19 protein-coding genes are annotated in these 24000 nt (G+C 62.2%); 10 read left to right on the top strand and 9 right to left on the bottom strand.

Translation table 11 applies throughout. From position 1 onward, the window contains the following. Positions 1 to 55: 55 nt before the first annotated feature. Positions 56 to 1639, bottom strand: coding sequence for an FGGY-family carbohydrate kinase (locus tag DFT_RS18880; RefSeq protein ID WP_054032825.1), 1584 nt, complete (start codon positions 1637 to 1639; stop codon positions 56 to 58). Positions 1640 to 1661: 22 nt separating this feature from the next. Continuing rightward, positions 1662 to 3287, bottom strand: a complete 1626-nt coding sequence (locus DFT_RS18875) for a glycerol-3-phosphate dehydrogenase/oxidase (RefSeq protein WP_083453640.1) — start codon at positions 3285 to 3287, stop codon at positions 1662 to 1664. A 522-nt stretch (positions 3288 to 3809) separates the two neighbouring features. Here DFT_RS18875 and DFT_RS18870 point away from each other — a divergent pair. Continuing rightward, positions 3810 to 5513: an FAD-binding oxidoreductase gene (locus DFT_RS18870; RefSeq protein WP_054032824.1), complete on the top strand. Its 1704-nt coding sequence runs from the start codon at positions 3810 to 3812 to the stop codon at positions 5511 to 5513. A gap of 156 nt (positions 5514 to 5669) precedes the next feature. Here DFT_RS18870 and DFT_RS18865 read toward each other — a convergent pair whose 3' ends face one another. Next, positions 5670 to 7388 (bottom strand): methyl-accepting chemotaxis protein, encoded by a 1719-nt coding sequence (locus DFT_RS18865; protein ID WP_054032823.1) that lies wholly within the window; start codon positions 7386 to 7388, stop codon positions 5670 to 5672. Between the two features lie 279 nt (positions 7389 to 7667). On the opposite strand from DFT_RS18865, the gene DFT_RS18860 reads away from it, so the two are divergent. The 9 genes from DFT_RS18860 (at position 7668) to DFT_RS18825 (ending at position 17102) form a co-directional block, all read left to right on the top strand. Then, on the top strand, positions 7668 to 8318 hold the full coding sequence (locus tag DFT_RS18860; protein WP_054032822.1) for a TetR/AcrR family transcriptional regulator: 651 nt from the start codon (positions 7668 to 7670) through the stop codon (positions 8316 to 8318). 135 nt (positions 8319 to 8453) lie between these two features. Further along, a complete protein-coding gene (locus tag DFT_RS18855) occupies positions 8454 to 10211 on the top strand; it encodes a thiamine pyrophosphate-binding protein (RefSeq protein WP_054032821.1) in 1758 nt (585 codons plus the stop codon). A gap of 40 nt (positions 10212 to 10251) precedes the next feature. Continuing rightward, a complete protein-coding gene (locus DFT_RS26585; RefSeq protein WP_200907097.1) occupies positions 10252 to 10764 on the top strand; it encodes a bile acid:sodium symporter family protein in 513 nt (170 codons plus the stop codon). 57 nt (positions 10765 to 10821) lie between these two features. Further along, positions 10822 to 11181: a bile acid:sodium symporter family protein gene (locus tag DFT_RS26580; protein ID WP_200907096.1), complete on the top strand. Its 360-nt coding sequence runs from the start codon at positions 10822 to 10824 to the stop codon at positions 11179 to 11181. After that, the gene (locus DFT_RS18845) at positions 11178 to 12161 is read left to right on the top strand and encodes an SDR family oxidoreductase (RefSeq protein WP_054032820.1); all 984 of its coding nucleotides are present in this window, start codon (positions 11178 to 11180) and stop codon (positions 12159 to 12161) included. Before DFT_RS26580 ends, DFT_RS18845 begins: the two co-directional genes overlap by 4 nt. Next, positions 12148 to 12963 (top strand): SDR family oxidoreductase, encoded by an 816-nt coding sequence (locus DFT_RS18840; RefSeq protein ID WP_054032819.1) that lies wholly within the window; start codon positions 12148 to 12150, stop codon positions 12961 to 12963. The genes DFT_RS18845 and DFT_RS18840 overlap by 14 nt, the downstream gene beginning before the upstream one ends. Positions 12964 to 13059: 96 nt before the next feature. Next, positions 13060 to 14781 (top strand): sulfoacetaldehyde acetyltransferase, encoded by a 1722-nt coding sequence (gene xsc, locus DFT_RS18835; protein ID WP_054032818.1) that lies wholly within the window; start codon positions 13060 to 13062, stop codon positions 14779 to 14781. Between the two features lie 8 nt (positions 14782 to 14789). Beyond that, positions 14790 to 16034: an acetate/propionate family kinase gene (locus tag DFT_RS18830; protein ID WP_054032817.1), complete on the top strand. Its 1245-nt coding sequence runs from the start codon at positions 14790 to 14792 to the stop codon at positions 16032 to 16034. 78 nt (positions 16035 to 16112) lie between these two features. Then, positions 16113 to 17102 (top strand): zinc-dependent alcohol dehydrogenase family protein, encoded by a 990-nt coding sequence (locus DFT_RS18825; RefSeq protein WP_054032816.1) that lies wholly within the window; start codon positions 16113 to 16115, stop codon positions 17100 to 17102. A gap of 85 nt (positions 17103 to 17187) precedes the next feature. Here DFT_RS18825 and DFT_RS18820 read toward each other — a convergent pair whose 3' ends face one another. The 6 genes from DFT_RS18820 to DFT_RS18795 all read right to left on the bottom strand — a co-directional run bounded on the left by DFT_RS18820 (position 17188) and on the right by DFT_RS18795 (position 23797). After that, a complete protein-coding gene (locus DFT_RS18820; protein WP_054032815.1) occupies positions 17188 to 17463 on the bottom strand; it encodes a TIGR04076 family protein in 276 nt (91 codons plus the stop codon). Between the two features lie 29 nt (positions 17464 to 17492). Continuing rightward, positions 17493 to 18524 carry a molybdopterin-binding protein gene (locus DFT_RS18815; protein ID WP_054032814.1) on the bottom strand — a complete coding sequence of 344 codons (1032 nt, stop codon included), beginning with the start codon at positions 18522 to 18524 and terminating at the stop codon, positions 17493 to 17495. 53 nt (positions 18525 to 18577) lie between these two features. After that, on the bottom strand, positions 18578 to 19210 hold the full coding sequence (locus DFT_RS18810; protein ID WP_054032813.1) for an FmdE family protein: 633 nt from the start codon (positions 19208 to 19210) through the stop codon (positions 18578 to 18580). Further along, positions 19197 to 20279 carry a 4Fe-4S binding protein gene (locus tag DFT_RS18805; RefSeq protein WP_054032812.1) on the bottom strand — a complete coding sequence of 361 codons (1083 nt, stop codon included), beginning with the start codon at positions 20277 to 20279 and terminating at the stop codon, positions 19197 to 19199. Before DFT_RS18805 ends, DFT_RS18810 begins: the two co-directional genes overlap by 14 nt. Before the next feature lie 89 nt (positions 20280 to 20368). After that, entirely contained in the window at positions 20369 to 22606 is a 2238-nt protein-coding gene (locus DFT_RS18800) for a molybdopterin-containing oxidoreductase family protein (RefSeq protein WP_054032811.1), read from the bottom strand. 216 nt (positions 22607 to 22822) lie between these two features. Beyond that, the gene (locus tag DFT_RS18795) at positions 22823 to 23797 is read right to left on the bottom strand and encodes an NAD(P)H-dependent flavin oxidoreductase (protein ID WP_054032810.1); all 975 of its coding nucleotides are present in this window, start codon (positions 23795 to 23797) and stop codon (positions 22823 to 22825) included. Between the last annotated feature and the right edge of the window lie 203 nt (positions 23798 to 24000).

Genomic DNA, 24000 nt, shown 5'->3' with positions numbered 1-24000 from the left:
GGCAGCATGGTCCTTTTTTAATGTTTACGTACTCTAAACATCGCCATGGTGCGATTCAATCCCCAGGCCATGCCTGCGCTTCGCCCGGATATCCGGTAATGTCCCGGATCCTTTCATAGAGCGGCTTGAGTCGTTTGTACATCTGCCGATAGACCTCCCGGTAGAGGCGGTCGTAGCGGTCCTGGTGCACCGGATCGGGTTCGAACAGCCGTTCGATGTGCGTCATGGCCTGCACCGCCGAGGTGAAATCGGGATAACAGCCCAGGCCCACGGCCGCATCGATGGCCGCGCCCAGGCCGGCGGTTTCGTATAGATGGGGCCGGGCGGCGGGCAGGCCGAAGATGTCGGCCGTGAGCTGCAGGGCCTGGTCGCTCTGGGAGCCGCCGCCGGAGACGCGCAAGGTGGTGATGCGGGTGTCGGTCCGCCGCTCGAGCCGCTCCTTGCCTTCGCGCAGCGCATAGGCCAATCCTTCGAGCATCGCACGGTACAGGTGGGCGCGGGTGTGCACGTCGCCGAAACCGATGACCGCCCCCTTGGCCTCGGGGCCGGGAAATCTGAGACCCGGGGTCCAGTAGGGCTGCAGCATCAAACCCATGGCGCCGGGCGGTACCTGTTCGAGCAGCCGTTCGAACAGGGCCTCGGCCGTGAGCCCCTGGCGCTGGGCCTCTATCTGCTCCAGGTGGCCGAACTGCTGCTTGAACCATTCGACCATCCAGTAGCCGCGATAGACTTCGACCTCCACGTTGTAATGACCCGGCACGGCCGCAGGGTAGGCGGGCAGGATGCGGATGGGCTCGACATAGCGGGCATGGGTCATATTGACGGTGGCCGTGGTGCCATAGCTCAGACAGCCGATATGGCTGGCCAGGGCACCGGATCCGATCACCTCGCAGGCCTTGTCTGCGGCCGCCGCAATGACCGGCAGTCCCGCCGGAAGGCCGGTCTCCCTGGCTGCCCGGGCGCTGATCTGGCCCAGGGGGTCGGCCGGCGCGATCAGCCTCGGCAGCATGGTCTCCACGACCGGCAGGCAGCGCCAGTGCCAGTCCCATTTGCGGGCCCAGCGCAGCCGCTTGTAGTCAAAGGGGATGTACCCTACCTGGCACCCCACCGAATCGACGAAGTCGCCGGTGAGCCGGTAGGTGAGGTAACCGGAGAGCAGCAGATATTTGTGGGTGCGCCGCCACATCTCCGCGTCGTGCAGGGCCAGCCAGTTGGCTTCGGCTTCGGAGCGGATATAGTCGATCGTTCCGCTCAGGCCGGCCAGGCGGAAGATCCAGCCCCAGGCGCCGCCCAAAGGGGGCAGGCCTCGCGCTTTGCGCTGATCGAGCCAGATGATGGCCGGACGCAGCGGGCGGCCCTCCCGGTCCACGTTGACCACCGTGGCGCGCTGGGTCGTCAGGGCCACGCCGATCAGCGCTTCCCTGGAGACTTTGCCGCTCTTCCAGAGGTTCTGGCACGCTTCGCACAGGGCGTTCCAGAAGCGTTCCGGAGACTGTTCGGCCCAACCGGGCTGGGGGGAGACATAGGGCTGGAACGTGACCTGGGATTTGGCAGCCATTCTGCCGTCGAGATCGAACGCCATGGCCTTGAGGCTTTGAGTGCCGTTGTCGATGGCCAGAATCAGATCTTGCTGGGGCATGGGGTGGGCACCTCGTTCAAATTCAGCGCAAGAGGAGACGGATGAAACGACGCTTCACTTGCCGGAAGCGTTTCGACAAGATGCTTTCCGGCGACTTCAGCCAGGGAAAGCCGTGGGTCTGGTGCCAGTACTCCTGGTAACGGAACGTTTCACCGTGCCAGCGGCGCCGCCCCCATCCAAGGGGCTCCCGGCAGAGCCGGCCGATGCGCGGCAGATAGTTTTTGCCGCCCTCGGGAAGCAGTAAACCGATGCGCACGCGACGCAGCAGCAGGTCGTCGAGGTGCTGCACCGACTCATGGGCCGCGCAATACGGCAGCTCGGCCCACAGGGTTTGGGTGCCGGGAATGGGGAGCAGATCTTCGGGCCGGGCGTCGGCAACGACGATGCGCGCGTCTCCGCCATAGCGGCCGCAGAGGCGTTGCCAGGCCTCCGGGCCGATGCCGATATTCTCTGCAACCAGATCCCGGCACACATCGAATCCGGACGGATCGACGGTCTCATCCTTGAGTTCGGGCAAAAAGGGCTGGGCGGCCTTGAGCGCGTCCAGGGCCACCTTGCGGTAGGTGGTCAGCTTGCCGCCGGCTATGGTGATCAGGCCGCGGTCTTCCCACACATCGTGCTCCCGGGATTCTTCGGACGGCGCCCGGTTGCCGCCCCTGCTGATCACCGGCCGCAAGCCGGAAAAGGAAGCGATGCACTGATCCAAAGAGAGACCCAGCGAAGGGAAGAGGGTGCGGACCCCTTGGATCAGGTAGTCGGCCTCCTCCCTGGTGATGGCCGGTTCCAGATTCAGATCCCGGTCGTGATCCAGATCCGTGGTGCCCACCAGGACCACGCCTTCCCAGGGGATGACGAAAATGGCGCGCTGGTCTTCAGGGTGCACGAAAGAGACCGCCTGCCGCACCGGCAGGGCGTGATGGGGAAAGATGAGGTGGCTGCCGCGCAGGGGGCGCAGATGCTTTTTGGCCGACGGCTCGGGGTGCAACGCCTCGGCCCAGCAGCCGGTGGCGTTGATCACCGTTCGTGCGCCGATGGTGTGTGTCGCGCCGCCTTCGGTCTCCTGCACGACGGCCCCCGTGGCCATGCCCTGGCCATCACGGCGAATGGAGACGGCCGTGGTGTAGTTGGCGGCCAATCCGCCCACCCGTCGCCCCTCCGCGATCAGACGAAGCACCAGACGGGCGTCATCCACCTGGGCATCCCAGAATTCGTAACCCCCGGTCAGCGCCTGGCGATCGATGAAGGGCAACTGCGTCAGGAGCGTTTCGGCGTCCAGATAGCGGTGCTGGCGCTTCTGGGCCAGCAGGTCGTAAATCGACAGCCCCGCCTCCAAGGTCCAGCGGCCCGGTCCGTGATTCTTGTAGATGGGGACCAGAAAGGAAATGGGGGTGACGAGACCCGGCGCTTCGCCGAGCAGGCGTTCGCGCTCTTTGACCGCATCGCGGGTCAGGAGGAAGTGGCCCTCTTTCAGGTAGCGCAACCCGCCGTGAATCAGCTTGGACGATCGGCTGGAGGTGCCCCATGCAAAATCGTGCTGTTCGACCAGGACCACCCGAAGGCCGATGCGACAGGCCTCATGGAATATGCCGGCGCCGGTGACGCCGCCACCGATGATCAGCAGATCGCAACTGTCAGGCAAATGCGTCATGGGCGCTCCCGTCGGAATTGTGGCGTCTCCGTGCCTTGCTGCTCACTCGAGGCATGCATCCATCCGGGCGGGGATGAACCCCGCCCCTACGCTGCCCCTTCAAAACGACTGCATAGATTTACGACCCAATCTCATAGGGGCGGGCTTTACGCCCGCCCGCTGCAGAAGCTGAAGGCAATTGAATTGCCCTAAAACGAATGTTATCGAGTGTCCGTCCACAAATAGGCAGATTGGGTCGAGATCAAGGCGCACGAAAAATTTAACCGTAGGCATATAGTTGATATTCCGAGGATTAAATTCTTCGCGCAACGCCGATATCGGTCAAATTGGCCCTTTGTGGATGGACACTATCGAACAAAAAGGTCAATCGCGTGCGATTGTATTGCGCTTTTTCGTGCATGTTGGACACAAGGGGTTTATAGCATAAACGAATGCGGTTGCGCGATAGCGGCCGGAATAATTCCGAACGATGGCCGAAGACAGAGCGGATTCCGCTCTTTTCAAGCACCAAGGAGCGCCGAAATGCCCGAGACATCCATCGACCCCCGGTGGTTGACGCCACCGCCGCCCCAGGGCAGTTACCGTTCGATTTTCAAATGGGGCGCGCCCGGACGCAGCTATCATCCCAGAACGGGACTGGTTCGCCTGCTCTGCGAGCGAATGGGACTTTCCCCACAATCCTTTTCGACGCCCCGGAATACGGGCGAGGCCGCCGTCCGCAACGATCTGCCGGCGACAATGGATGTTGTCCACGTGTCGGCAATGACCGACATCGTCGGAAAAGAGAATGTGCAGTGCGATGATTACGCGCGGATCCGCTATGCCCATGGTCAGGCCGTGGAGGAGATTCTGGCCCTGCGCCATGGGCGGCCCGCAGCCGCCGCGGGCATGGTGGTGCACCCCCGCCACCGGGAGGACGTGCAGGCGATCGTGGCCTACTGTCACGCGCAGCATATTCCCTTGACCGTTTACGGCGGCGGTTCTTCCGTGACCCTCGGCGTCACCCCGGCCCGGGGCGGGGTGACAGTGGTCATGCAGACCCACATGCGGCGAATGCTGGCCTTTAACGAAGCCAATCGCACCGCCACCGCCGAGCCCGGTATGATGGGGCCTGCCTACGAGGCCCTGCTCAACGACGCACCGGCCCGATTCAGAGCCAGACATCGATACACCTGCGGCCACTTTCCCCAATCCTTCGAATTCTCCACGGTAGGCGGGTGGGTGGCCACCCTGGGGGCCGGTCAGCAATCCAGCTATTATGGCGACATCTACGACCTGGTCCTCGGCCAGGAGGTGGTCACGCCCATCGGCACCTTCTCGACCGCCGACTATCCGGCAACGGCCACGGGCCCCAAGGTCAACGACATCTTTAAAGGCAGCGAAGGGGCTTTCGGCGTGCTGACGGCCGCCACCTTGAAGATCTTCCGCTTCATGCCCGAAAACCGCCGGCGCTTTGCCTATTTGCTTCCAGGGTGGCCGCAGGCAATCGCTGCGGCCAGGGAAATTTCCCAGGGAGAGTTCGGCATGCCCTCGGTGCTGCGCATCTCCGATCCCGAAGAGACCGAAGCGGCCCTGCAGCTTTACGGACTAGGCGGCCGGGTCGGGGAGTACGCGGAGCGGTTATTGCGTTTGAAGGGGCTACTGCCGATGAAGCGCTGTCTGCTCATCGGTCAAAGCGACGGCGAGCGGCATTTCGCCCGCAACATCGCACGGCAGAGCGGCCGCATCTGTCGGCGCCTGGGCGCATTGTGGCTCAGCGGTTATCCTGTCGACCGCTGGTCCCACGGCCGCTTTCTCGACCCATACATGCGCGACGATCTGCATGACATGGGGGTTCTCATCGATACCCTGGAAACGGCCGTCACCTGGGATCGCCTCATGCACGTGCACGCGGGTGTGCGCGAATGGATCAAGGCAAGGCCGCAGACACTCTGCATGTGTCATGCGTCTCATTTCTACCCCCAGGGCACCAATCTCTATTTCATCTTCATGACCCCAATGACCGGCGTCGATGACTTCCGCAGGTTTCAGGCCGACATCATCACCCAGATCGTGACATGCGGGGGATCGCTCAGCCACCACCACGGGGTGGGCAAACTCATGGGACCGTGGATGGATGGTCACCTGGGCCGTGCACAAGTGGACGTGTTGCGCGCCCTGAAACGTCACTTCGACCCGCGCCACATCATGAATCCGGGCGGCACCCTGGGGCTGGATCTGCCTTAACTCATGAGATGGATTAGGAAAAAGTCATTGTCGGACGGCGCCGTAAGAAGCTCAAGATCAAGGCGCGCGAAATCCCGTGTCCTGAGGCGTACTGGTCGTACGCCGCAAGGACCACGGGATGAGCGCAACGCAGATATTGGGCTTCTTACGGCGCCGTCAAATTTTAAACTGATCCACCATGTGCTTGAGCTGCTCGGCCAGTTGCGACAGTTCCCTGGCGCTCATGTCGACCTGGGAACTGCTGGTGGATATGTCGTTCATGGTGCCGCTCACCCCGGCGATGTCCCGGGAAATTTCAACAGAGACCGAAGAACTCTGGTTCACATTCTCGTTCACTTCCTGGATCCCCTGGGACGCCTGGGCCACGTTGGCGGCGATCTCGCGGGTGGTGGCCGACTGCTGCTCCACGGCCGACGCGATATTGGCGACCACTTCGTTGACGTTGGCAATCACCCCGGTGATCTCGCTGATTTGACCGATCGTCAGTTGGGTCGTGCCCTGGATGCTTTCGACCTTCTCTTTGATGTCCTGGGTCGCCGCTGCCGTCTGTTTGGCCAGCTCCTTGATTTCATTGGCGACCACGGCAAAACCCTTGCCTGCTTCGCCGGCGCGGGCCGCCTCGATAGTGGCATTCAAAGCCAGCAGGTTCACCTGCTCGGAAATCTCCGTGATGGTTTCGACCACTTGGCCGATGGCGCCGGCGGCCACGCCCAACTGGTCCATGTTTTTCGATGCGCCGGAAGCTTTCTGCGCCGCTTCATCGGAAACCGTCTTGGCTTTTTCGGCGTTTTGGGCAATTTCAGCGATGGTCGAGGACATCTCCTCCGAGGCACTGGCCACCAGGTTGGTGTTGGTGGCTGACTGTTCCATGGCGGCTGCCACATTGTTCATGTTGGTGCTCATCTCCTCGGCGGCGGCCGAAACCGTATTGGATTTCTCTGACGCACCCTGGATGCCCTGGCTCATTTGCTCGGATATGGCCGACAGCTCCGTTGAGGAGGAGGAGAGCGTCTCCACCCCATGGGCGATATCTCTGACGATCTTCTGGAGTTTTTCGATAAAGACATTGAACCATCGGGCCAGGTCGCCGATTTCGTCCCTGCTGTTGACCTGCAGCCGCACGGTCAGGTCGCCTTCTCCCTGGGCGATATCCTTGAGGGCCAGGGCGACTTTGCGCACATGCCCCACCACCCTGCGGACCAGCAGGATCATCAACAAGGCCGAACATCCCAGCACCAGGACAACCGCGAGTGCCAGCTGTCGGCCCTGTCTGGATATGGCCGCTCCAATCTGCTCCTTTTTGGCGGCCAGAGCCGCATCCACATCCTCGATATAAATACCGGTCCCGATGACCCAACCCCAAGGCTGGTAGAGTTTTACATAAGACAGCTTGGGGATGGGTTCCTTAAGTCCCGGTTTCGGCCAGAGATAGTCGACGGTGCCTTCCCCCTGACGTTTGCAGACGTCGACGAACTCGACGAACAGACGTTTGCCCTGGGGATCTTTGAAATCGTCGAGAGGTTTTCCCTCCAGGGCCGGCTTGAACGGATGCATGACCATCACCGGGGTCATGTCGTTGATCCAGAGATAGTCGTCGGAATTGTAGCGCAGGGACCTGATCAGCGTTTTGGCCCGCTCCTTGCGCTCGGCCTCGGGGATGGCGGGATCCTTGGCCACGGTAACGATGGCGTGGTGGGCCAGCTCCACAAGGTTTTTCAGTTTGACGGTTTTCTCGGCCATCATCGTGGCACGCAGGGATTCGGCTTCGCCATGACCCGCCTGTTTCAGTGCGCCCAACGAGATCCAGAGGGAGGCGAGACCCAGTAACAGCAGGCTGGCAAGGGACGGCAGTGTGATTTTCTTGAGCAGTGACATGGTTGTACCCCCTGTTTTGAATATGATTTGGTCACCATGTGGATCTAATTCGTGCCTATCCATAAAGGTTCGATTGTCCGGTATCGGCGCCGAGCTGCAAACTGAATCATTTTTATTTTATTATCGGGCGTTATTTCCAAAACTTTAATAATTAATAGGTGTAAATTCAGTCTCCACCCCGGATACGAATAATCCAGTGGATTTTTTTTCTTGACAAACGTAGGCATGAACGGCGATGACTATGACTGTCCGGTCAGTCAATCATCATCGGAGACGTCCATGCCAAAAGAAACTTTCTTCAAAATCGCCGAGCACAAACGCGAACGGCTTTTGCGTGAGGCGGCCCGCCTGTTCGCCGAGCGGGGCTACAACCAGGCCGATGTGGCCCAGTTGGCCAGCCGCGCGGGGGTCGCCAAGGGGTCGATCTACAACTATTTCGAGAGCAAGGAGGATCTCTATCTCTATGTGTGCCGGGACGGCATGCAGCGCTCCCGCGAGGCGATTTACGGCGATATGGATCCCGAATGGGACATTTACCGCCAGATCGAACATATTTTCAGGCAAGGGGCTCGGTTTATCCAGGGCCATCCGGAATACCTGATCCTGTACGCCAACATCTCTTCGGCCGGCATGAAGCGCTTCTCCGAACAGATGTCCCTGGAGGTTGAAAAGTATACGGCCGATCACCTCAAACGCCTGATCAGAAGGGACATGCAGCGGGGGCTGGTGCGCGATGACGTGGATGTCAATTTCGCGGCCTTCATGGTCAACAGCCTCTATATCATCTTCATCACATCGCTCGTCTCCAGCCATTTCAAGATCCGTCTGCAGGAATACCTGGAGATCGACGGCGATTTCAGCGAGGCTACATTGGAACCCCTGATTCAGGGCACCACGGACATGATCAACAATCTGTTGAAACCGGTGTAGATGAAACAGTAGAAAAGTATGAAAGTAGGAAAGTTAAGGCCGATAAAACCTATAAATAGACAGAATTCATTCACTTTAAACTTTTTCCTCTACACTTTAAACTACCCTACGACGTAGGACCCAAGGAGCTTGCCCATGTCTACTCCCACCGGCGGCCAGATCATCGCTAAAATGTTGAAATCCGAAGGCGTCGAAAAGTTCTTCGGCATCGTCGACGGCACCTATCTGCAGCTTTGCGCCCACTGCGTCGAAGAGGGGATCCAGATGATCACGCCCCGGCACGAAGCGGTAGCCGCCCACATGGCCGGCGCCTACGCGCGGCTGTCCGGCAAGCTGGGGGTCTGCATCGCCAGCAACGGCCCCGGTGTGGCCAACATGCTGGCTGGTGTGGCCGTGGAGAACGTGGAGGGCAACCGCGTGTTGTTGATCACCAGTTCCCGCCGCACCGGCATCGCCTACCCGGACAGGGGCGGGGCTTACCAGTGCTTCGACCAGGTGGGCGTGATCAAGAACATGGCCAAGTGGTCGGCCACCTGTGCCTATGCCGAGCGCATCCCCGAACTCTTGCGGGCGGCCCTGCGCAAGTGCTACCAGGGGCGTCCGGGCGTGGTACACCTGGATGTGCCCGAAAATCTGATCAACGGGCCGTGTCCCGCCGCCCCCATCCTGGCGCCCGAGCGATATCGCCGCACCGCACCCATCGCACCGCTGGCCGAACAGGTCGAGCAGGCGGCCGAGCGGCTGATCGCGGCCCGATTGCCCATGATCCATGCCGGCAGCGGTATCATCCATGCCCGGGCCTTCGAGGCCCTGCGCCGTGCGGCGGAACAATTGAACGCGCCGGTGACCACCTCCTGGGCCGGTCGCGGGGTGCTGGACGAGCGCCATCCATTGGCCTGGCCCATGGTCTACATCGAGGCCAACAACGCTCTGCGCAACGCCGCCGACATCTGCCTATGTCTGGGGTCGGACATGGGTGAAACCGATTGGTGGGGCAAGGCGCCCTACTGGGCCAAAACCGCGGACCAGCAGTTCATCCAGGTCGATATCGACGAAGAGCGGTTGGCGCGCAACCGGGCAAACGATCTGGCCGTCGTCGGGGATGTCGGGCTTTTTCTGGAGATGCTCGCCGCGGCACTCGACCGGCGCTCTTCGGATATGGACCTGGCAGCGCGAAAAGCCAGAGTTGCCGAGCTGGCGGCGCTGAAAGACGAAGAACGCAAAAAGCTCGACGAGATGCTGGCCCTGCCGGGCGAACCCATGATCTCCTGCCAGGTGCCCAGGATTTGCCGAGAGGCGTTCGAAGATGATGCCGTGGTGGTTTTCGATGGCGGCAATACGGCCGTCTGGGGCAATTTCTACACCGAGCTGCGCAGCCCGAACAGTCAGTTGGGCACCCACCACATGGGCCACCTGGGCGCCGGTGTAGGCCAGGCGTTGGGTGCGGCCGCGGCCCGTCCGAACCAGCCGGTCTACTGTCTGATCGGCGACGGCGCCATGGGGTTCAACATGCAGGAGGTGGAGACCGCCGTGCGCCATGGCTTCAAGGTGATCTTTCTCGTCTTCGTGGACAAGGCCTGGGGCATGGTGAAGATCAACCAGATGTTTGCCCTGGATGCGGTCAAGGAGATGTTCAAGACCGCCCTGGGACCTGACAAGAAGGGTACGATCAACACCGATCTCGGCGAGATCGCCTGGGACGAGCTGGCCCGAGCCATGGGAGCCTTCGGCGCCCGTGCCGCCAGTGCCGACGAGTTGCGGGACGCTCTGGACCAGGCCCGGGCGGCCGGCACCTGCGCGGTGATTCACTGCCTGGTGAATGCCGACGCTCACATGATGGCGCCCGGACTGCTTCACTTCAAGGCCATGCATCAGGAACCGGCAGGAGAATAGAGAGTTGATCATGACCCGTCATATCAAGGGAGGATGATGAATGGATGCAGCCATGGTGGACCAGATCAGCCTCAATTTCAGCAAGAGCGGTTTGTTGGGCCTCAACGCCGTCATTGGCCTGATGATGTACGGCATGGCCCTGGACATGAAACTCGAGGACTTCAAACGGGTGGTGCGTTCACCCAAGGGACCGGCCATCGGGCTGGGCGCCCAGTTCGTCCTGTTGCCCGCCTTCACCTTCCTGTTGACCCTGGTGCTGCCGGTCACCCCCTCCATGGCTCTGGGCATGATGATGGTGGCGGCCTGCCCGGGCGGCAACCTCTCCAACCTGATGACCTACCTGGCCGGCGGCAACGCGGCCCTTTCTGTGAGCATGACCGCGGTCTCCACTGCCGCGGCCGTGGTGATGACGCCCCTCAATCTGTCGATCTGGGGCAGCCTCAACCCGGCCACCGAGGCCATCCTGCGCAAGGTGTCTCTCGATCCCATGGATGTCTTCCAGACCATCGTCCTGATTCTCGGCATTCCCCTGGTGCTGGGCATCGGCACCTAGCGGTTCTATCCGCACCTGGCCGATCGCATCCGAAAACCATTCAAAACGGTGTCGGTGGTGATTTTCTGCCTCTTTGTCGCGGCGGCATTAGGCGCCAACTGGCAGAACTTTTTGCGCGCCATCGGCCTGGTGGCCGTGGGGGTCTTCCTGCACAATGCCCTGGCACTGACCCTGGGATACACGTCGGCCCGGCTCTTCGGTCTGCCCGAGCGTGACCGCCGCGCCGTGGCCATCGAAGTGGGTATTCAGAATTCGGCCCTGGCCCTGGTGTTGATCTTCCAGTTTTTCGCCGGTCTGGGCGGCATGGCCATCATCGCCGGATGGTGGGGCATCTGGCACATCATCTCCGGTTTGACCATGGCCTTTTTCTGGTCGCGCCGGCCGTTGGCGGTCGTGCAGGAGGAAGCGATCCGATGAACGCCCAGACGACCCCCTACCGTTCGGTCCTGATCACCGGCGCGGGCGGCTACATCGGCCGCCAGTTGGTGGCGGCCCTGGCCACCGACCGCCGCGATCTGAGCACCATCGTGGCCAGCGACCTGCAGGCGCCGCCGTCGGAAAAACGTCGGTCCGGCATCGACTACCTGGCCGCGGACATCTGTTCGTCAGAGTTGGCCGCCGCCTTCAAGAAGTACAAGATCGACGTGGTGGTCCACCTGGCCGCCTTGGTGACGCCGGGCCGCAAGTCCAACCGCGAACTGGAGTACAAGGTGGACGTGGTGGGCACCGAAAACGTGCTCAAGGCGTGCGTGGCCGCCGGCGTGAAGAAGATCATCTACACCTCCAGCGGGGCGGCCTACGGCTACCATGCCGACAATCCGGCCTGGCTGGAAGAACATCACCCGGTGCGCGGCAACGATGAGTTCGCCTATGCCTGTCACAAAAGATTGGTGGAAGAGATGCTGGCCCGCTACCGTGAAAGCCATCCCGAACTGGTGCAGCTTATTTTTCGTCCTGGTTTCATCCTGGGGGCCACCACGCGCAACCAGATCACCAATCTCTTCGAGCAAAAACGGATCGTCGGCCTCAAAGGCGCGGACAGCCCTTTTGTCATCATCTGGGACCAGGACGTGGTCGGGGCCATCCTGAAAGGCATCTTCGATGGCGGCAGCGGCATCTACAACCTGGCCGGCGACGGTATCCTGACCCTGTCCGAGATGGCCCGCCTGATCGGCAAACCTTACATTGCCCTGCCCGTGGGGCTGGTCAAGGCGGCCCTGTGGGCGGGCAAACGGCTGGGGCTGACCCAGTACGGCCCCGAGCAGGTGGGTTTCTTGCGCTACCGGCCGGTGCTGGCCAACCGGCGCCTGAAGGAGGTGTTCGGCTACACGCCCCGCAAAACCACACGGCAGGTGTTCGACCACTACCTTGAGAGCAGAGGCCATGCGGATCCGTAGAAATTTTACCGACAAGTGCGTGGTGGTCACCGGCGCGGCCGGCGGCATGGGATTGGCCTTCGCCCGGCGCTTTGGACAGGCCGGGGCGCGGGTGGCCATGCTGGATGTTCAGGCAGCAGCCGTGGAAGCGGCCGCCGGGCAGCTGGCCTTGGAAGGCATCGATGTCCTGCCCCTGGCCTGCGACGTTTCCGATCCCGGCAGCGTGGTGGCGGCCATGGATCGTGTCCTGGACCGCTTCGGCGGCGTGGACGTGCTGATCAACAATGCCGGCATCAGCGCCCGGGCCGCATTCGAGCAGACCCGACTGGCCGTTTTCCACCGGGTGATGGGCATCAATTTCTTCGGCGCCCTCTATGCCACCAAGGCGGCCCTGGGAAGCCTCAAGCGCCGCAAGGGGCTGATCGTCACCATCAGCTCCCTGGCCGGTTTTTCACCCCTGCTGGGCCGCACGGCCTATGCGGCCAGCAAGCATGCCCTGCACGGCCTGTTCGATTCCCTGCGCAGCGAGCTGCGGGGCACCGGCGTTGGCGTGCTGGTCGTGTGCCCCGGCTTCACGGCCACCAACATCGGCACATCGGCCCTGGACGGCGATGGATCGATCACCCGCCATCCCCAATCCACGGTGGGCCGGCCGGCCCGTCCCGACGAGGTGGCCGAACAGGTCTTCCAGGCCGCCCGGAAGAACAAACGGCGGCTGGTGCTGACCCCGGTCGGCCGGTTGACCCGGCTGGTCAACACGCTGTCGCCGCGGCTGTACGAATTCTTGATGGCACGCTCGGTACGGTCGGAGCTGGAAAGGTAGCGGACCTCAAAAAATGGAATCGAAAGGATTCCTTCACTTTAGACTTTTCATTTTACACTTCAAACTTCCCGCATAGCGGGGTTCAGGAGAATCATCATGCCGAAAATGACCCCTTCAGAAGCATTGGTCGAGACGCTGGTGGCCGAACAGGTCGACACGGTCTTCGGGATCGTGGGCAGCGCTTACATGGACGCCCTGGATCTTTTCCCGGCCGCCGGGATCCGCTTCGTGCCCGTGGCCCACGAGCAGGCCGCCTGCCACGCCGCCGACGGCCTGGCGCGCGTCACCGGCCGGCCCCAAGCCTGCATCGCCCAGAACGGACCGGGGGCCGCCAACTTCGTCTCCGCCATGACGGCGGCATATTGGGCCCATTCGCCGGTGGTGGCCATCACTCCGGAGACCGGCACCATGGGCATCGGCACCGGCGGATTCCAGGAGCTGGACCAGATGCCCATGTTCGAACGCCAGACGGTCTACCAGGTGCGCGTCAATCGCCCCGAGCGCATGGCCGAACTCTCCCGCAGGGCCTTCTACATGGCCAAGAATTTCAACGGCCCTACCCAGCTCAACATTCCCCGTGATTACTTCTACGGCGAGTGCCAGGACGAGATCTACCCCACACCATTGATCCTGCGCGGTCCCGGCGATCCGGCCGGCCTGGCAAAGGCCGCCGAACTGCTGGCCGCGGCCAGGTTTCCCGTGATTCTCTCCGGCGGCGGTGTTTCCCAGGCCGATGCCCTCGAAGAGGTCACGGCCCTGGCCGAGTATCTCACCGCGCCGGTGGTCAACTCCTATCTGCACAACGACAGTTTCCCGGCCGCGCATCCGTTGGCAGTGGGTCCCATCGGCTACTGCGGTTCCAAGGCGGCCATGCGCACCATTGCCAAGGCCGACGTGGTGCTGGCCCTGGGCAGCCGCCTGGGCCCCTTCGGTACCCTGCCCCAGTACGACATGGCCTACTGGCCCGAGAAGGCCCGCATCATCCAGGTGGACGTGAATGTGGCCGTGCTCGGATTGAGCAAGCGAGTGGACGTGGCCTCGTGCGGCGACGTCAAGGCCTTTAGTGTCGAATTGTTGAATCGGCTGAAATCCGTCGCTCCCGACCGACCGCAGGATGCCGCCCGCCTGGCGGAGATCGCCGAAGAGAACCGGATCTGGAACGCCGAGTTGGCCCAATGGTCCTCATCCACCAACGCCTTGATGCACCCCCGGCGTTTCCTGGCCGAGCTGGCCGCCGCAATTCCGTCCGGTTCGATCGTGGCCACCGACATCGGCAACAACTCTTCCATGTGCAACGCCTACCTGAAATTCACCGGCGTGCGCCAGCACATCTCGGCCCTGAGCTGGGGCAACTGCGGCTTTGCCTATGGTGCGGCCATGGGCGCCAAGATGGGGGCGCCGGACAAACCGGTCTTTGCCTTCCAGGGCGACGGCGCCTATGGCATCAGCGGCATTCAGGAGGTGATGACCGCTGTGCGGGAGAAGATCCCCGTCATCGCCATCGTGGCCAACAACCTGGAGTGGGGCGCCGAGAAGAAGAACCAGATCGACTACTACGGCAGCCGCTTCGTGGGCGCCAATCTGCGCGAGAACCCGGATTACGCCCAACTGGCCGAAGACATGGGGGCCAAGGGGTTCCGGGTCACCGACTACCGCGAGGTGGTCGACGTGGTCCGGGAGGCCGTCGCCTCTGGCCGGCCCTGCGTGATCAATGCCATGATCCAGGGCGGTGCGGAGGTGCTGGCCGAGCCGTTCCGGCGGGATGCGCTCAAGATGCCGGTGCGGTATCTGGACAAGTACAAGCACCTCAACGCCTGAGCGACGCCATGAATGTTCTCGTCTTCAACGCAGGCAGCTCGTCACTCAAATTCAAGCTGATCCGCATGCCCGGCGAGCGGGAGCTGTTGCGCGGCATCGTCGAGCGGGTCGGTGAGGTCCGGGGCCGGGCCCGGGTCTTTTGCGCCGGGCCCGCCGGAGCCCTCCAGGAGCACACGCAGGCCTGTTCCGGCCACGCCGAAGCCGTGATCCTGGCCCTGGCGGCCATCGACCGGGCCGGGGAGGTTTCCGGGGCAAAAGGGCTTTCCATCGACCTTTTGGGCCACCGCATCGTGCACGGCCGCGATATCTTCGCCGGGCCCGCCCGGATCGACGACCAGGCCATGGCGCAGCTGGCGTCGATCCAGGAGCTGGCCCCCCTGCATCTGCCGCCGGCCCTGGACGTGTTGCGCGCCTGCCGGGACCGCATGGCCGACCGGCCCCAGGTCGCCTGTTTCGACACCACGTTTTACTGCAGCATGCCGGCCAAATCCTATCTCTATGCCGTGCCGCGGGAGTGGTACAGCCGCTATGGCATCCGTCGCTTCGGTTTTCACGGCCTTTCCCACCACTATGTGACCCAGACGGCCGCCGATCTGCTCGAGATGCCCATCGGCGAGCTCAAACTGATCAGCGCCCACCTGGGCAACGGGGCCAGCATCACGGCCTTTTCCCGCGGACGGGCGCTGGACACCAGCATGGGATTCACTCCCCTGGAGGGTCTGATCATGGGAACCCGGGCCGGGTATCTCGACCCCGCTGTACTGCTCTACCTGCAGCGCCGCACGGATCTGGATCTGGCCCAACTGGTGGAACTGCTCAATAACGAAAGCGGGCTCAAGGCCATCGGCGGTTGCGGCCGCGATCTGCGTACCATCATGGCCGCCCGCGCAGAGGGCAACCCGGACGCGGCCCTGGCCGTGGAGATGTACGTGCACACCCTGCGCAAATATATCGGCGCCTATCACTTCGCCCTCTCCGGGGCCCAGGCCCTGGTCTTCACCGGGGGCATCGGGGAGAACGCCCGCGAGGTGCGCCAATTGGTCCTCGAAGGGTGGGAGGACCTGGGTCTGATCCTCGACCCCGACGCCAACCACCAAACCGTGGATGGCCGGTCCGGTTTCATTTCGGCCCCGAACAGCAAGGTCAAGGTCCTGGTCATCCCAACCGACGAAGAGCGCATGATCGCCCGCCAGGCTTATCAGCTGGTCGTCGAGCCGGAGGCGCAACGCTACGGGGCTCCCGCCGTTGGTTGACATGTCCGCCTGCTATCTTAAATTATTCGATATTCGAATCCGTTAAACTCATCTTCATCATGCAAGCGAGGTGTTGCCATGCCGCGTATCGTCAGATTCACGCAACTGGGAGGGCCCGAAGTCCTGCAGCTCGTCGATGAACCGTTGCAGGCGCCGGGACCGGGAGAAGTTCGCATCAGGGTCGAGGCCTTCGGTCTCAACCGCGCCGAAGCCGTGTTCCGGCAGGGCATGTATTTTCAGCGGCCCAAGACCCCATCCCGCATCGGCTACGAAGCCGCGGGTATCGTGGATGCGGTGGGGCCGGGGGTCAGCGGCCTGGCTGTCGGTGACCGGGTGAGTACGATTCCCGCCTTTTCCATGCGTGAATACGGCGTCTATGGGGAGAGCACCGTGGTGCCCGCCGCTGCCGTGACCACCTACCCGGAACGGCTCTCGGCCGTCGAAAGCGCGGCCAGTTGGATGCAGTATATGACCGCTTATGGCGCGCTGGTGGCGTTCGGCGGCCTCGAGAAAGAGGATGCGGTCCTGATCACCGCCGCCAGCAGCAGCGTGGGACTGGCCGCGATCCAGATCGTGAAGGCGGCCGGCGCCACGGCCATCGCCACCACCCGGGGCGCGGCCAAACGGCAGGCCCTTCGTGATGCGGGCGCCGATCATGTCATCGTCACCGACGAGGAAGATCTTTACAAGAGGTGCAAGGAGATCACCGGCGGCAAGGGCGCCCGGCTGATCTTCGATCCGGTCTCCGGGCCGCTGCTGGAAAAGCTTGCCAAGGCCGCGGCCCCCGGCGCCATCATCTTCGAATACGGTGCCCTGGCCATGGCACCGACACCGTTTCCGCTCTTCGATGCCATGCGCAAGGGGCTCACCGTGCGCGGCTACACCCTGTTCGAGATCACCGCGGACGCCGAAAAAATGGCCCGCGCCCGGCAATACGTCTACGACGGCCTGGCCAGCGGTCAATTCAAGCCGCGCATCGATCGGACGTTCACCTTGGACGAGGTAGTCGAGGCGCACCGCTACCTGGAGTCCAACCAGCAGATCGGCAAGATCGTGGTGACGGTGTAGGCCCGCTACGCGGGGCAGTTTTAAGTTTAAAGTTTAAAGTGAAGGTATTCTGTCGATTCTATACATCATGAAGGAATGCCTTCTTCTAATCCTTTGCGATGCGTTCGACGCTGAACACCACCGAGTTAGTGCTGTCCGGGCATTGGAACTCCTTTTTACGGTTGATCCAGTCGTCCGGGGCGGTATGTCGGGCATAGGCGGACAAATAGGGCGCCATCGCGCTGAGGGCATGCAGGCAAATGCCCTTGGGGGTATCGGCCTCGACGATGAAGGCTTCCTTCACGTAAAAAGTATCTCCCACCTTGTAGCCGGCCGAACAGAATCCCTTGACCGATGTGACCGTGCATTTGACGGTGTGCATTTTTCGCCTCCTCATGCAGAAGAAATAACCTACGTGGTTATGCCGAACGCACAGCGGGGGAAACTGCAGGTCGGACACTGCCGGCAGAGGCTTCCGTGTCCCAGAAAAGCCAGCTGGGCCTTGCCGATGCGCTCCCCGGCCAGAATGCGCGGTAGAACCAGATCCAGGGCGGTCGCCGGATGGTGCAGGCCGCATGCCGGCACGCCGATAATGGGAACGGCGCCGACATAAGCCACCAGCAACATGGCGCCGGGCAGCACGGCGGTGCCGTAATGCATGTCATCGGCGCCGGCCAGACGGATGCCGTGGCGGGTGACATCGTCCGGGTCCACGCTCATGCCGCCGGTGAGCAGTAAAAGATCGCAGCCGGCCTGCAGGTGTTCCCCGATTTTTTCGGCGATGCGCTCGGCATCGTCGGGCAGAAAGGCCAAGGCTTGGACCCTTGCGCCCAAGTCGGCGAGCTTGCCTCTCAAAATGGGTTCGAACCCGTCCCGGATGCGGCCGTGATAGACCTCGTCACCGGTGATGATCAACCCGACCCGCGCCGGCCGCAATGGAAGGACTTCCACGATGGCACCGTGGCTGCGCGCAATGGCCGTGGCCCTTTCGACAGGTTCGCGTTTCACGACCAGCGGAATGGCCCGGGTGGCGGCCACCAGTTCTCCTTTGCGGATGCGGGTGTGGGTGTGCACGGTGGCGCACATCACCTCGTCGATCATGTTCAACGCGCCCAGGGCGGCCGTATCGACACGGACCAGGCCGTCGTTTTCGGCAAACATCTCGATTTTGCCTTCCCTGGGATCGTCCCGCCACACCACGCCCGGACCGGCGATGGCCGCGGCCAGCAGGGCGGCGGCTTCGTTCTCATGGAGTTCGTCGGCTTCCAGATCCACGACATAGAGATGGTTTTTGCCCAGCCGCTGCAGGTGGCAGATATCTTCTTCACAGACCCGATGCCCCTTGCGAAAGGCCGGGCCTTTGAACTCGCCCGGCCGCACTTCGGTGATGTCATGGGCCAGGTTGGTGCCAATGGATTGTTCCAGCGGGACCTTTTTCAGCATGGTGTGGACCTTTTTATCGTTCCCGTCGCGTTTGTATCTCGTTCGGAGAACGCCTAAGCGTCATCGTCAGGCGATCGGTGCATCTCCGGCCAACCGGTTGCCTGGGGGTTTTGGAAGTATGCACCCAGGGCGCACGGTTTGCAAAGTGGTTCGCCATCCCGGATGATTTCCTTGCCATCGCGCACCACCTGTCCACAGCGCGCGCAGGTGGCTTTGCTGCGCGTGGGGCCGGGAAGATCATAGGGGCTGATCGGCACATGCACCTTCTGGACCCTGAACAGCACGCATTCGGGCATCTTGCGGTAGGCTTCGATCTGCTGGCGGATCTTGTTGGTTTCCCCGGGCGCATAGAGCGGCGCCAGGTCGCGGGCCTCTTCGGTAGAGATGACCCGAAAGGCCCTGGGCCCATCGAGGTTGATGAAGGTGGCCGCCATGATGCCGTAATCCATGAATTTGAGAGAGCGGCGGCCCAGTTTCACCCCGGTGACAAAGGCCACGGCGTCGGCCGTGCACCGGTCCATTTCCACATAGACGATCAGCTTCTTGATCTGATCGCGGCACCGGGGATCATCCAACCCGATGAGCCGGCAGCCCAGCAGGGCCATGCGCACCCCCACCACCTGGCCGGGGCACAGATGGCCGTGGGCTTCCGCAGATGCTGCCAGGAGTCGATTAAAGTCGTGCACTGGTTTTGATGGCCTCCTTCAGGGCCTTGCCATCCCTGGGCGGCGCGGGAATGTCGGCCCGACTGTGCATACTGATGGCTTCCGACGGGCATCCGGTGGCACAGACGGCGCATCCGAAACAGCGGTCCAGGTCCACCACCGGAACATCGTCGGGTCCCATTTGGAGCGCCTCGGCCGGGCAGCGCCCGATACACGTTTCGCAGGCCACGCAGCGATCCGCGTCGAAGCGCGGTTCAAAACCGCTGCTGAAGGCCAGTCCCGGCTTGGGTTTGGCCAGGGCGTGGGTCACGGCCACACAGTGCCAGCGGTCGCAGTTGCAGATGAACTCCACGTCGTCGGCTTTGTTGATGCTCATATGAATGAGGCCGGCCGCCTCGGCGCGATCGAGTACCTCGCGCGCCTCCGCTTTGGTGATCTTGCGTCCGTTAAGCCGTTCGACGGCGAACTGGGCGCCCATGCCGAACTGCATACAGACATCGTTGGGCATGCCGTGGGTGTCTTCGCCTCTCAGGGCCGCGGCGTGGCGGCAATAACAGGTGGTCACGGCGATCTGATCGTGTTTGTCGATGAAGGATTGCACCTGATCGTAGGTATGGACCTGATTGTTCGCCGCTATGGTGCGGTCGACGGTAATGACCCGGTTGGTGGGAAATTTTGGCTTGCCGATATCCGACTTTTCATCGTGGGCTTTCTTATAGGCATAGATAAGCCTGGCGATCTTTTTGTCCCGCTCGGTTGACCGGCCCGGCATGAACTGAAACTCGAAGATGCCGGGCATGAAGCGGGCGCTCTGATAAAAAGTGGTGTCGCCCATGCGCAGCGAAACGCAAAGCCCCTTGTCGGCCATGGCCTCCAGAATCGGCTCGATCTCTTCCACCGGCCGGCCCATCTGCTTGGCCAGGTCCGGGGCTGTGAAAGGTCCCCTTGGCATGGCGTTGTTGACCTCGGCCTCGGCCGGGGTGAACAGTTCCTGAGCCATGGCGTAGAATTCGGGGATGTCCATTCCCGCAAACTCCCCACCCCTTTTTTTCATCACATTCATCAGTTCGGTGTAGACGGGTTCGGTCATGCTGTCGGCTCCTTTGGCCCCCTCCATGGGGGCTGTTTAAAGTGGAAAGTTCAACGTATGAAAGTGAAGGAATTCTGTCTATATAATTTTCATGCCGCTTCTACCCGGCAGGGCACGAAGCGGTGCAGCGGCGTGCCCAGCGGATCGCGGTGCGTGTTTTTCGTCAGGCGGTTGACGTTGATGCCGTAGGTTTCGTCCCCATAGAGCAGGCCGAAGCCATGGGGAATCAGCACCGTTCCCGGCCGGACCTGATCGCTGATCTCCAGTTCGCCCACCGAGCTGCCGGCGGCGGTGGTCACCCGCACCTGCTGGCCGTCGCTTAATTCCATCCGGGCGGCATCGTCCGCATGGACCGCCACGGTGCAGGCGCGTTTGCCTCTGTTCCACTCAGGGTTGCGCATCAGGGTATTGGCGTTGAACCGGGTGTGGCGGCCGGCGTTGAGGATCAGGGGGAACTCTGGTGGCAGTTCAAGATCTTCGGCCTCGCTTTCAGCATTCAGCGCCTGGGCCTGGTCGGCCAGTTCGGGGATCACGACCTCTATCTTTCCCGATGGGGTCTTGAGGTCCGCCATATTCTGCGCCGGGTCGACCCGGCCCACCCACATGCCCTGGGGGTTGTCCAGCAACGCCTGGAAGATGCGATCTCCCTGCTCCGGGGTTTTCTCGAAGCCGGCACGGGCGGCGTTCTCCCGCAACGCCTTGGGTGCCGTCATCAGTATCCCCCACAGTGCGGCCTTGGCCGCGCTGTCCCACTGTTCACCCAGTGTTTTGGCCAAAACAAATGGCATGGCCGCAAGTGCCCGGGGCTCTTTGGCCGCCCAGGCCATCAATCGGGCGCCGAAGGCCATGCGGTCCCCGCTGGCCGCGGCTCGCACCTCGGGAGGAATATCGGGAATCAGGTCCAGCCGGTCGGCCAGGCGGGTGAAGATCTGGGAGGCCTCCAAACACCTCTCGGGTGGTTGGACGATGGGCCGCCGGAGCTGGAAGTAGACCTCCGGAAAGGTGAGCGGGAAGAAGGTGCCGTCCCACGATTCGTAAAAGGTTCGGCAGGGCAGCACGTAATGGGCCAGACGGGCGGTTTCGCTCATGACGATGTCGTTGACCACCAGCAAGTCGAGTTGGGCAAAGGCGCGTTCGTAGGCCGTGGTGTCCGGATAGGCGCGCAGCGGGTTGCAGGAGCTGACATAGACCGCCCGCAGCCGTTCGGGGTGGTCGCTGAGAATCTCCTCGGGCATGACCGCGGGCGGGAAGGAACCGGCCGCTACCGGCGGCATGTCGGTGGCCATGGTGCGCCAATTTTTGGGGTCGCGGTCGTCGGCGTGACGGCCCAGGGGCATCACCATGCCGGGGATCACGTTGCCGCCTCGCTTGGCGAAGCCGCCGCAAATGGCGGCCAGGATATTGATCATATAAGAGTTGAGGGTACTGCGCCGCCCCATATAGATGCCCAGGTCCGGATGCATGGCCCAGCGCCGGGTGGTCATCAGGCGGCAGAGGCGGTGAACCGCCTCGAAGTCCAGTTCGCACACCGCCACAGCGGCCCGGGCGTCAAACCGTTCGAACCAGGGGCGGACTGTCTCCCATCCAGCCACGTGATCGCGAATGTAGGTCTGGTTTTCCCAGCCCTCCTGGACGATGATGGCGATCATGGCTTTGGCCAACAGTGCATCGGTGCCCGGGCGCACGGCCAGGTGAATATCGGCGATGGCCGCCGTCTCGCTGCGGCGCGGGTCGATGACCACCAGCAGGCGGTCGGGGTCCTTGCTGAACCCCTTGAGCACCAGGGGCGCCCGGGGAATCTGGTGGCTCTGCATGCCGTTCCAGCCCCAGGCCACCATCATTTCGGATTCGTGCTCATCGGGAATGGGCGTGAGGTACTGCTTGCCGATCATGCGCCCGTTGACCCAGAAGATACCACTGAACTCCTGGCCGGCCGACGTGTAGAGATACTGGGAACCCAAAGCCCGCAGAATGGACACGCCGAAAGCGCCTTCCAAATGGCCGCCCTGTGAGCCGAAACCCATGAATGCCAGACAGCGCGGGCCGTGGCGGTCCACCAGGGCTTGCAGCCGCTCGGCGATTTCATCGATGGCCTGATCCCAGGAGATCGGTTGGAAATCCTTGCCGTGGCGTTTGAGCGGTTCGGTCAACCGGTCGGCCGGGTATTGATGGTAGATCACGTTCAATCCCTTGCGACAGGCATAGCCCTGGCTGCGGGGATTCTCCTTGTCCGGGCGTACCTGGACCATGCGGCCGTTTTCCACGCGAATTTCCAGCCCGCAATTCTGGGCGCACAGGACGCATCCGGTTTTATGCCATTGGGACATGGGGCCTCCTTTAGCCGGCTTCGCCGGAATTGAAGTTTAAAGTGTCAAGTATAAAGTTTTAAGTGAAGGTATCCTGTCTCTTTAAAAGCTATAAGCAAAAGGATGTCGCCCCGCTGTAGTCGTTCTCATACTCGTACTCGATCTCGTACTCGAAAGTGTAGGGGCGGGCTTTATGCCCGCCCGTGAACGCACCGCGATGCCTGGACGACTATGGTTTCAACCCAGCATCCCTGTCAGGCGTTGGCGGATGATCGCCTCTGCCTCGGACATGATCCGATCGATGAGTTCCTTGCAACTGGGGATGTCGTGGATCAGCCCGGCCACCATGCCGCACGACCAGACGCCCGCATCGGTCTTGCCCTCTTTCATGATCTTGGGATAGACGCCGGCCACCTCTTCGATGATGTCCTCGAATTTGATGTTCTTTCCGAGGGAGGCCTCTTTTTCCAGGAGCCGTTCCACGGCCGGGTTGACCAGCACCCGCTCGGTGTTGCGCAGCGGCCGCATGACCAGGCGCGTGTCGAGTTCGCTGGCGGCCACGATGGCGCGCTTCACGTTTTCGTGCACCGGCGCCTCTCGGGTGGCGATGAAGCGGGTCCCCATGTTGATGCCATCCGCGCCCAGGGCCAGGGAGGCGACCAGGCTGCGTGCGTCGGCCATGCCGCCGGAAGCGACGAAGGGGATCTTCAACTCCTCGGCCGCCCGGGGCAGCAGGATCATGTTGGGAATGTCGTCTTCGCCGGGGTGGCCGCCGCACTCGAACCCGTCCACCGAAACGGCGTCGCATCCGATCGCCTCGGCTTTCAGGGAGTGGCGCACAGAGGTGCATTTGTGGATCACCTTGACGCCCGCAGCCTTGAGCCGCGGCAGGTGCTCCTGGGGATTGCGGCCGGCGGTTTCGACGATCTTGACCCCCCCTTCGATGATGGCGCTGATATAGGCCGGATAGTCGGGCGCGTGAACGGTGGGAAGGAAGGTCAGGTTGACGCCGAACGGCTTGTCGGTCATCTCGCGGCAGCGCGCGATCTCTTTGGCCAGGTCCGTCGCGGTCTTCTGGGTCAACGCGGTGATGATGCCCAATCCGCCGGCATTGGAGACGGCCGCGGCCAGTTCCGCAAACCCGACAAAGTGCATGCCGCCCTGAATGATCGGATGTTGGATGCCGAAAAGCTCGGTGATGCGTGTTTTCATAGATGCCCCCCTTTGAACGTTCGGTAAAATAAGCGTGAGCCCCAAGATTTGATAAAATCGTAAAAAGTCGCAGAGGCGTCATCCCGGCGAACGCCGGCATCCAGAACATATTGAAAATACTGGATCCCGGCGTTCGCCGGGATGACGGGAAAAGCAAATTCCGAACTTTTTACGGCGCCGTCCCGCGACGAAATCTCTACGAG

Origin of the sequence: Desulfatitalea tepidiphila (assembly GCF_001293685.1) — a bacterium.
Classification (GTDB): domain Bacteria; phylum Desulfobacterota; class Desulfobacteria; order Desulfobacterales; family Desulfosarcinaceae; genus Desulfatitalea; species Desulfatitalea tepidiphila.
This window is presented reverse-complemented; position numbering and strand designations above follow the sequence as displayed.